The sequence below is a fragment of the Hyphomicrobiales bacterium genome, from assembly GCA_030688605.1.
GTDB lineage: Bacteria > Pseudomonadota > Alphaproteobacteria > Rhizobiales > NORP267 > JAUYJB01.
Genome location: JAUYJB010000022.1, coordinates 1 through 9,927, shown reverse-complemented (window position 1 = coordinate 9,927; position 9,927 = coordinate 1). Strand labels below are relative to the sequence as shown.

The following is a 9,927-nucleotide window of genomic DNA, read 5'->3' as shown; positions in this document are numbered from 1 at the left end:
GGTGGTGCTGGACAGCCCTATGCCCGGCCTCTACGAACACGACGGTGATGAAGGCTGGCAGCCGTTCCGCCCCTTCACCTCGCGCCTCAACCGCGACATGCGCGATCCCAACCTGAAGTTCGTCGACCTCGACGGCGACGGCCACGCCGACGTGCTGATCAGCGAAGACGAAGCTTTCGTCTGGCACGCGTCGCTGGCCGAGCAGGGTTTCGGGCCCGCCCGCCGCGTCCACCAGGTGCTGGATGAGGAAAAAGGTCCCCGCCTGGTCTTCGCCGATGGCACCGACTCGATATATCTCGCAGACCTCAGCGGTGACGGCCTCACCGATCTGGTGCGCATCCGAAATGGCGAGGTCTGCTACTGGCCTAACCTTGGCTACGCCCGCTTCGGCGCCAAGGTCACCATGGACAATGCGCCCTATTTCGATAACCCGGACCAGTTCGACCATAGCCGCATCCGGCTGGCCGACATCGACGGCAGCGGCACCACCGACATCATTTACCTGCACCGCGACGGCGTACGCCTCTACTTCAACCAGTCCGGCAACAGTTGGAGCGCATCGCAAGCGCTGCGCGTGTTCCCCGGCGTAGACGACATCGTTTCCATCGTCCCCACCGACCTGCTCGGTAACGGCACCGCCTGCCTTGTCTGGTCATCGCCCTTGCCGGGCGATGCGCGGCGGCAAATGCGCTATGTGAATCTCATGGGAGAGCGAAAACCTCATCTTCTGGTCAGGACCGTCAACAACCTCGGTGCCGAAACCCGAGTGCAGTATGCGCCCTCGACAAAGTTCTATCTTCAGGACAAACGGGACGGTAAGCCCTGGATTACACGCTTGCCGTTTCCTGTTCACGTGGTCGAGACGGTCGAGACCTACGATCACATCAGCCGTAATCGCTTCGTCACTCGCTATGCCTACCACCACGGCTACTTTGACGGCGAAGAGCGCGAGTTCCGCGGCTTCGGCATGGTCGAGCAGAGGGACACCGAGGAACTCGCGGCGCTCACAGGCGACGGCACGCTTCCGTCGGCCACCAACCTCGACGCCGCCTCGCATGTGCCGCCCGTATTGACCAAGACCTGGTTTCATACAGGCGTATTTGTCGATCGCGAGCACATTTCCAATTTCTTTGCCGGTCTGATCGACGAGCACGACCGGGGCGAGTACTACCGCGAGCCGGCGTGGCGCGATGACGACGTTGAAGCCAGAAAGCGTCTCATCGAGGACACGGTCTTGCCCGCAGGGCTGTCGGTCGAGGAAGAGCGAGAAGCTTGCCGTGCTCTCAAAGGCTCGATGTTGCGCCAAGAGGTCTACGCGCTCGATGCGAGAGGCACCGAAGACTACCCCCATGGTCATCCCTACACTGTCACCGAGCAAAACTTCACCATCCGGCGCTTGCAGCCCCGCGATGGCAACCGTCACGCTGTCTTCTTCACCCATGCCCGCGAGGCCATCAGCTACCACTACGAACGCTACCCCGACGACCCGCGCATCGGCCATGCGCTGACGCTGGAGGTGGATGGGTTCGGCAATGTGCTGAAATCCGCCGCGCTCGGCTACGGCCGTCGCCAGCCGGACATGGCCCTGTTGGCGGAAGACCGTGCCAAGCAGACGCAGATACTCATCACCTACACCGAAAACAGCGTCACGAACGCCATTGAGGCCGCCGACGATTACCGCACGCCCCTACCCTGCGAGACGCGCACCTATGAGCTAACCGTAACCGGTCTCGCCCTGCCCGTAGGCCACAACCGTTTCACTCTGGCTGAGATGCTAACCGCCGGCACCGGCGCCGCGCTCATCGCTTATGAACAGAACCCGACCTCGGGCGTGCTGCAGAAACGATTGATCGAGCATGTGCGCACGCTTTACCGCCCCGATGACTTTGGTGTAGCCCAGACCGATCCACTGGCGCTTTTGCCATTGTGCGCAATGGAGCCGCTTGCCCTGCCGGGTGAAAGCCACAAGTTGGCCTTCACACCGGGACTGCTTGCCGGGGTCTATGGCGGGCGAGCCACCGACGCCATGCTGGAGACCGAGGGCCGCTATGTCCATAGCGAAGGCGATGCCAACTGGTGGATCCCTTCAGGCCGGATCTTCTTTTCGCCGGGCAGCGCGGACACGTCAGCGCAGGAACTCGCCTATGCTCGCCAACACTTCTTCCTGCCGCACCGCACCCGCGACCCGTTCCACACCAACGCCGTCAGTACCGAGAGCTTCGTCACCTACGATGCCTACGACCTGCTGATGGTGAAAACCCGCGATGCGCTTGGCAACGTGGTCACCGTTGCAACCAAGGACGACACCACAGGCAACACCGAGATCAGGATTGACTATCGCGTCCTCCAGCCTTACTGGGTGACTGACCCGAACGGCAACCGCACACGGGTGACCTTTGACACGCTGGGCATGGTGGCGGGCACGGCCGTCATGGGCAAGCCCTTGCCCGCACCGGTGGAGGGTGATTCGCTGGCCGACTTCGTGGCCGATCTGACACAGGCTCAGATCGATGGCTTGCACGACGCGGCAGACCCGCACGCGAATGCACCAGCCCTGCTACAAAGCGCCACGACCCGCATCGTCTACGACCTCGATCGCTTTCAACGCACTCAACGCGCGAACCCGTTAGACCCGAAGAAGTGGTTGCCCCCGTACGCAGCGACGCTTGCCCGAGAAACCCACGCCAACGATCCTCTGCCGCCGCAGGGCCTAAAAATTCAGATCAGCTTCTCGTATTCGGATGGCTTCGGCCGCGAGATCCAGAAGAAGATCCAGGCCGAGCCCGAGAAGATAGGTGGCGTCGTCGGCCCGCCGCGCTGGGTCGGCAGCGGTTGGAGCATCTTCAACAACAAGGGCAAGCCTGTTCGACAATACGAACCTTTCTTCAGCCAGCTCCCAGAGAAACGCCACCGATTCGAGTTCGGCGTGGAGGCGGGCGTGAGCCCCATCTTGTTCTACGACCCGGTCGAGCGCGTCGTCGCCACGCTGCACCCCAACTACACGTACGAGAAGGTAGTCTTCGACCCGTGGAAGCAGACGACCTATGACGTGAACGACACGGTCAAGAGCGATCCGAGCGCCGATGTCGATGTGAAGGGTTTCTTTATTAAATCCGACGGTACACCGCGCATCCCCACGACCGACTACCAGCCGACCTGGCACGCCCAGCGCATTGGCCTCCCGGCAGGTGACACCGAGCGCGACGTCGCAGAGAAAGCCGCCGCCCATACCAACACGCCCACCACGGCGCACTTCGACACCCTGGGCCGCCCCTTCCTGACCCTAGCGCACAACGGCTTCAATCCAGACACCACGCCCATCCACTTCGCCACCCGCGTCGAGCTGGACATCGAAGGCAACCAGCGGGAAGTCAAGGACGAGCGCAAGAAACCCGACGGCACGCTGGAGCAGCGCGTCGTCATGCGCTACGCCTACGATATGCTCGGCAACCGTATCCACCAGCTCAGTATGGAGGCGGGCGCGCGCTGGATGCTGAACGACGTAACCGGCAAGCCGATTCGCGCCTGGGACAGCCGCAGCCACACCTTCCGCACCGAGTACGACCCGTTGCGCCGCCCCCTGCGTTCCTTCGTCACCGGTGCCGACCCCGCCAACCCCAACCACGAGCTGCTTACCGAGCGCCTGGTCTATGGCGAGCAGCACCCGGCAGCCGAGTTGCGCAACCTGCGCGGCAAGCTCTATCTCCACCTCGATCAGGCCGGGGCAGTCACCACCGAGGCCCACGACTTCAAGGGCAACCCGCGGCGCGCCTCGCGCCGGATCGCCACGGAATATAAGCAAGCGATCAACTGGAGCACGGTCAACGCGGCCTTGCCTGGCAACGCCACCGCCCAGCTCAACCCTGCCGCGCTGGAAGCGGCCCTCGCGCCGCGGCTGGAAGCCGACACCTACACCAGCCGCACTAGGTTCGATGCCCTTAACCGACCTCTGCAATTAATTCCTCCGCGCAGTAGCCACTCGGGAACCAAACGCAACATCATCCAGCCGGTGTTCAACGAGGCCAATCTGCTGGAACGGGTGGACGTATGGCTGGATCGCGCGACCGAGCCCGCCGGCCCGCTGAATCCAGCCGTGGACCCGCCCTCACCAGTCCTCGGGGTAAACAACATCGACTACGACGCCAAGGGCCAGCGGCTGCGCATTGACTACAAGAACGGCGCAACCACCCGCTATACCTACGACCCGGAGACCTTCCGGCTGGTCCATCTCTACACCCGCCGCGGCGCGGCCTTCACCGAGGACTGCGGCGGTGACCCGCCGCCACCGCGCTTCGCTGCGCCTGATGTGCCGCCAAACGGTACACCTTGCGGTTTGCAGCACCTGTACTACACCTATGACCCGGTGGGCAACATCACTCACATCCGCGACGACGCTCAGCAGACCATTTATTTCAATGGTCAGGTAGTTCCGCCGCACTGTAATTACACCTACGACGCCATCTACCGTCTGATTGAAGCCGCGGGACGCGAGCACATCGGGCAAGTGGGGCAGCCAGAGACGACATGGAGCGACGAGTTTCGCGTCAAGCGCCAGCATCCTCACGATGGTCAGGCGATGCGCACGTACACCGAAACCTATGAGTACGACGCCGTCGGCAACTTCGAGAGGCTCATCCACCAGGCCAACAATGGCAACTGGACGCGCACTTACGCCTACGGCGAAACCAGTTTGATTGAGGACGGAACCGGCAGCACGCAGCTCAAGACCAGCAACCGGCTGAGCAACACCTCGGTCGGCCGCAGCAACGATAACGACGGGTCCTATCTGCATGACGCGCACGGCAACATGATCCGCATGCCGCACCTGGGTGGCGCGCATCCCGCCCCCAACATGCACTGGGACTACCGCGACCAACTGCGCCAGACCGACCGGGGTGGCGGAGGAACCGCCTACTACGTCTATGACGCCGCCGGCCAGCGCGTGCGCAAGGTGTGGGAGAAAGCGCCAGGCCTGATCGAAGAACGCATCTACCTCGGCGGCTTTGAGATCTTCCGGCGGCATGGCGGCGCCATTGGAGCGAACACCGCTACGCTGGAGCGCGAGACGCTGCACATCATGGACGACAAGCAGCGCATCGCCCTGGTGGAGACGCGCACCCTCGACACGGCCGGCAGCGACCCCGCGCCGCAGCAACTCATCCGCTACCAGTTCGGCAACCATCTCGGCTCGGCCAGTCTGGAGTTGGACGACCAAGCGCAGATCATCTCCTACGAAGAGTACACCCCCTACGGCAGCACGTCGTATCAAGCGGTGCGCAGCCAGACCGAGACGCCGAAGCGATACCGCTATACGGGCAAGGAGCGGGATGAGGAGAGTGGGTTGTATTACCACGGGGCGAGGTATTACGCGGCGTGGGTGGGGAGGTGGACAACTAGCGATCCTGCAGGTCTCGTGGACAGCATTGACCTGTTCGTCTACTCGATGAACAACCCGGTGCGCTTCCTCGATCCGTCAGGACTAGAAACGGCGGAATCCGATAAGGAAGGACCGAAGCGCCAGTCGCACGTGATCATCCTTGGGGAGGAGATTCCCGGGAGAGAGGATGTCAGCGGCAATGCGGATAAGTGGCTTCAGAAAATCCTCAACACGACGACGGTGGAGCGTTTCTCCGAGCGAGTCTCTCCTGGCGACAAGCTGCTGATAGCCCTGTCGCCGAATGTCACGAAGCGCGAACGTACGGCGATCAATAAGATTGTCGAGAACTTCCAGGCTGGGGTCACCGATCCCGTTACCGGCAAGCCTACGGTCGACGTCACCGTGAAAACTGTCAAGCCGGATGATCTCGCGAAGGAAGTAAACGCGCTCGACAATATCGAGACCTTGATCTTCTTTGGCCACGGATCGAGCGTGCCCAAGTACGGAGACTGGGCAAGTTTCCCGAAGCCGACCGCGTTCGACGCCGCAAGGTTCTCGTCTGATGCTGTCGCGCTTTGGGCAAGCTGCAACCTGGACGTGTACGCGGAGAAATTCACCAAACACACTGGCGTAACGTCGCTCGGAGTCGAAGGGACGACTTGGTTCGGGGTGGAGACTATCACCGCTGGGCGCCTGCAATACGACAGCGACCCAGGCACATCCAAGCTATTTCGGTTCGACCTTGTAGACGACAAAGTACAGAAGAGCGGTCCCTACTCGATCAATTCGAGGGGCATACCCATCCTGCAGCCGCGCGACCCGGACATCCGCCGAGATCCGTTCGAACCGCCATGGCCAGACATTTATCTGCTGGCCCCGAAAGAACGCAAGAAGCCTCAGAAAAAGGAGCCGACTGCCCCGGTGCCGCGCTGAACAGCGCGCGTAATTGTGGTGAATACAATGAACCCCAAGACCAACCGCAACTCGGAGAGATGGTCGCGACGGCTATAGGGGCCAGGCTCGAATTGCTTCGAATTGCTTACATATAGGGGACAGACCCACGGTTATAGAACTCACGCTCTTCACCGACCTGATCGACGCCCTCGGCAAGGTGGCCGGCGGGCTGAAGGACATCGTCAACCTGCCCAAAGCGGAGCGGGAGGCGATGCGCTGGACGCTGGACGAGACCTATCGCCTGATCGACACCACGCTCAACATGGTGATCATTCGGCTGGGCGAACTCTCGCTGTTCGCTGCCAAAGACGACTTCGCGCGCCGAGCCGTCCGGCTGGACAACAACAACGAATGGATGCAGGCGGAGCGGGAGTTCCGCCTGCCGACCAAGAGCAGACGTACACAGTGGGCGTAAGGAGTGAGAAATGGGGTCGGAGTGAAGTTATAGCACAAGCAGGTTTATGGCCATGACAGAAAAGAATGACTTGCTCGAAAGGATTGTCCTCGGCGAGATCGAGGGCAAGAACCGCGCGATCCATGCCTACGACGGGATCGTCTGGAAGATCAGGACTGGATTCCTGACACTGCTGTTCGGTGGCTGGGCGATCCTGTTGAAGGGCATCGTCGAAAGTACTGAAAGGTGGCCCGGCGCCTACCAATCGTTGGCGTGGGGCTTGTTTCTGTTCAGTCTTGGGTTCGCCTTCGGTGCCCGGTACGTCGACCGCAGCTATGTCCGGCGCAAGTTCCGGGTAATTCTCGCACTCGACCGCCTTACCGATGAGATCAGAGCCTGTGGCGGCGATTACCTCAAAATCTCACCCGAACTTCTGAAGGTGGCGGGAGATAGTGCAGACATGCCCTATGGCAGTAAGGGTTACAGGGAGGCTGTAAAGGCCGAGCTGAGCGTGTATCTCATCCCGCTTGTGATTCTTGTGGTCGTGATTATGCTGGTTGTGCGATGAGGGAGGAGATGTCGTGATATCGACATACAGGCCTGAGATGGAGTTCTACACCGACGAGCGTTGCTACATCGTCGAGATTCACAACCGCAACGACGATGAAGCCTGTTCGATCGCGCGCGCCCGCGTCGCACCCGGCGTGACTACACAGTTACACGCGTTGCGGGCTATAGACGAGCGGTATGTGATTATCGATGGCAAAGGAAGTGTTGAGATCGATGGGGGATCTCCGACACCTGTGCGGCCGCTCGACGTGGTCGCCATCGTCGCAGGAAGGTCGCAGAGAATCACCAACACTGGAGATACTGATCTCCTCTTTTTGTGCATTTGCACACCACGTTTCGACACAAGCAGGTACGTGAATATGGAAAGTCCTACGGACCAAGGTTAATCAGGACAGCGCGAATAATAGGGTACAGACCACGACTATGGAACTCAAACTATTCACCGACCTGATCGACGCCCTCGGCAAAGTGGCCGGCGGGCTGAAGGCCATCGTCAACCTGCCCAAAGCGGAGCGGGGGACGATGCGCCGCACGCTGAACGAAACCTATCGTCTGGTCGACACCACGCTCAACATGTTGATCATCCGGCTCGGCGACCCCCTGCTGCTCGCTGCCGACGACGACTTCCTGCGCGAGGCCGCCCGGCTGGACACCTACAACGAATGCGGATGAATCAAGCGGGAGTGAACAGATGATGGAGCGCGTCGACTACTTATTTAAGCAGTACGAAAACATCTTGGACTGGTACAAGCAAGCCGAGTCCAAGAGCACTTTGCTGCACACGATTAACGGTCTGCTCGTTGGAGCAGTGAACGGTCTCGTGTTTGTGGGGGCGGACAAGGTTAAGGCAGTGAGAGCGTTCCACACCGACTTGATGTGGGGGCTACTCTTGTTCGTGGCTGTATGTGTGATTTGCTCGTATCTCTGCATGTTGCGGGCTGTCTGGGCGAGGCATCGTGGTGCAGAGCCAAGCCTGTCTGATAAAGAAAAACTCTGGTTTTTTGGGCACGTGGGCCAGATGCCGGCGGAGACATACAAACAACTACTGAGTCCCTTCAACATAGACGATATCGAAGCCACAATGTTGGCTCAGAATCATATTCTCTCGCGCAATGTTGCGATTAAATTCGATGCCCTAAATTGGGCGATTTCTCTCACGATTACAGCGCTCGTTGTGTTTTTTGTCTTGGGCGTTGTGTATACCTCAGCAGTGTTCATTGAACTGCGCTGATACGAATATGGAGCCTATGCTATTCACGAAAGAATAATAGGGGATAGACCACGAATATGAAATTCATCCGATGGCTTCGTTTTTGTCAAGAATTAGACACATATGCAAATGAGCAATAGAGCCTTATGAACTTCGAACCCCAGAAAATTTTCATCGGCTTGGTTGACTTCTTCTCGATCCTGATGCCCGGTGCAATGTTGACCTATCTCGGTAAGGATTGGGTCGCCGTGAAGTTCGGCCTAGATAAAGGCTTTCCGCTGGAAGATGCCGAGGCGGGAATCGTATTTTTCTTCGCCAGCTATCTGCTCGGCCACTTTGCCTTCCTGATCAGCTCGACGCTGGACGACTGGGTGTACGACCCGCTTCGTGCATGGACCGACTGGGGACAGATCAGCAAACGCCTAGCCAAGGGTGACAGCTTGTCCGCGCGTTGGCAGCGGAGATTGGCAACGTCGAGTTGGTTGTTTGACAAGAACGCCGACAACGCCGTGATGCAAGCGCAATGGATCAAGGCACGGGCATTACAGGGGTTGGCAGCTGAAGGCGCAATCAACGCCTTCCAGTGGAGCAAGACGCGATTGACCAAAGATCTTCCGGATGGCTTGCTGGCCGTACAACGCTTTGAGGCGGACTCCAAGTTCTTCCGCAGTTTCGTGGTGGTACTGGGGGTGCTGACGCTGTTCTATGCATTCCAGTGCAAGTGGCTCGCAGCGGCGGTGTGTTCTATTGGAATGGTGCCGGCGCTGTGGCGCTACATCGATCAACGCTTCAAAGCTACCCAGCAAGCGTACTGGTTTGTCATCACGCTGGAGGCGATGAAGACTGATCCGCCGGCCCGTGCCACGCGCAGCGATGGCCTCACCCTCGCCGGTGGTGTTGTGTACCAGCGTAAGGACAAGGCTCTGGAGTTCTTGCTGGTTGAGGCCAGCAACGACCGGTCGCAATGGGTGCTGCCCAAGGGCCACATCGAGCCGGGGGAAGATCCCCGCGCCACTGCAGTGCGCGAGGTGAGAGAGGAAACCGGCCATTGGGCGCGGGTGGTACGGTGGCTTGAAGACGCACGCCTTGACAATGAGCCGAATGCGCCGATGGTGCGCTGGTTCCTGCTGGAGATCGCCGAGGAAACAACGAAGTGGCCTGAGGAAAACCGTCAACACGTTTGGCTACCCTCGGCCGAGGCAAAGCAAAGGGCAACATTCCCCGAAACACGAGCCTTGCTGGAGAAAGCAGCAGAGCATTTGAGCTTGTTGATCCTCTAAAGGGGCAAGTGCAAGCACATCCTTTACAGAGAAATCCTGAATCGATGTCAAGTGCAAGCACAATCCTTACAGCATTTTCAATCTGCCACATAACGAGGTGGCAGGGAGTAGACCACTTCTTGAAGCAAAGGTTGTTGCTGCG

At 59.7% G+C, this 9,927-nt stretch carries 7 protein-coding genes; all 7 read left to right on the top strand.

Going from position 1 to position 9,927, the window contains the following annotated elements; genetic code table 11:
• Positions 1–19 precede the first annotated feature (19 nt).
• The 7 genes from Q8P46_02905 to Q8P46_02875 all read left to right on the top strand — a co-directional run bounded on the left by Q8P46_02905 (position 20) and on the right by Q8P46_02875 (position 9,785).
• Positions 20–6,310 (top strand): toxin TcdB middle/C-terminal domain-containing protein, encoded by a 6,291-nt coding sequence (locus Q8P46_02905; protein ID MDP2619118.1) that lies wholly within the window; start codon positions 20–22, stop codon positions 6,308–6,310.
• Between the two features lie 178 nt (positions 6,311–6,488).
• Positions 6,489–6,746 carry a hypothetical protein gene (locus tag Q8P46_02900; GenBank protein MDP2619117.1) on the top strand — a complete coding sequence of 86 codons (258 nt, stop codon included), beginning with the start codon at positions 6,489–6,491 and terminating at the stop codon, positions 6,744–6,746.
• Positions 6,747–6,798: 52 nt separating this feature from the next.
• Positions 6,799–7,293, top strand: coding sequence for a hypothetical protein (locus Q8P46_02895; GenBank protein MDP2619116.1), 495 nt, complete (start codon positions 6,799–6,801; stop codon positions 7,291–7,293).
• 37 nt (positions 7,294–7,330) lie between these two features.
• Positions 7,331–7,681 (top strand): cupin domain-containing protein, encoded by a 351-nt coding sequence (locus Q8P46_02890; GenBank protein MDP2619115.1) that lies wholly within the window; start codon positions 7,331–7,333, stop codon positions 7,679–7,681.
• Between the two features lie 37 nt (positions 7,682–7,718).
• On the top strand, positions 7,719–7,967 hold the full coding sequence (locus Q8P46_02885) for a hypothetical protein (GenBank protein ID MDP2619114.1): 249 nt from the start codon (positions 7,719–7,721) through the stop codon (positions 7,965–7,967).
• 19 nt (positions 7,968–7,986) lie between these two features.
• Positions 7,987–8,526, top strand: coding sequence for a DUF5706 domain-containing protein (locus Q8P46_02880; protein MDP2619113.1), 540 nt, complete (start codon positions 7,987–7,989; stop codon positions 8,524–8,526).
• Between the two features lie 125 nt (positions 8,527–8,651).
• A complete protein-coding gene (locus Q8P46_02875) occupies positions 8,652–9,785 on the top strand; it encodes an NUDIX domain-containing protein (GenBank protein ID MDP2619112.1) in 1,134 nt (377 codons plus the stop codon).
• The last annotated feature ends 142 nt before the right edge of the window (positions 9,786–9,927 follow it).

Coding starts and splice junctions, on each gene's coding strand:
- Q8P46_02905 (MDP2619118.1), top strand. CDS start 20: ATGCCCGGCCTCTACGAACACGACGGTGATGAAGGCTGGCAGCCGTTC.
- Q8P46_02895 (MDP2619116.1), top strand. CDS start 6,799: ATGACAGAAAAGAATGACTTGCTCGAAAGGATTGTCCTCGGCGAGATC.
- Q8P46_02890 (MDP2619115.1), top strand. CDS start 7,331: ATGGAGTTCTACACCGACGAGCGTTGCTACATCGTCGAGATTCACAAC.
- Q8P46_02885 (MDP2619114.1), top strand. CDS start 7,719: ATGGAACTCAAACTATTCACCGACCTGATCGACGCCCTCGGCAAAGTG.
- Q8P46_02880 (MDP2619113.1), top strand. CDS start 7,987: ATGATGGAGCGCGTCGACTACTTATTTAAGCAGTACGAAAACATCTTG.
- Q8P46_02875 (MDP2619112.1), top strand. CDS start 8,652: ATGAACTTCGAACCCCAGAAAATTTTCATCGGCTTGGTTGACTTCTTC.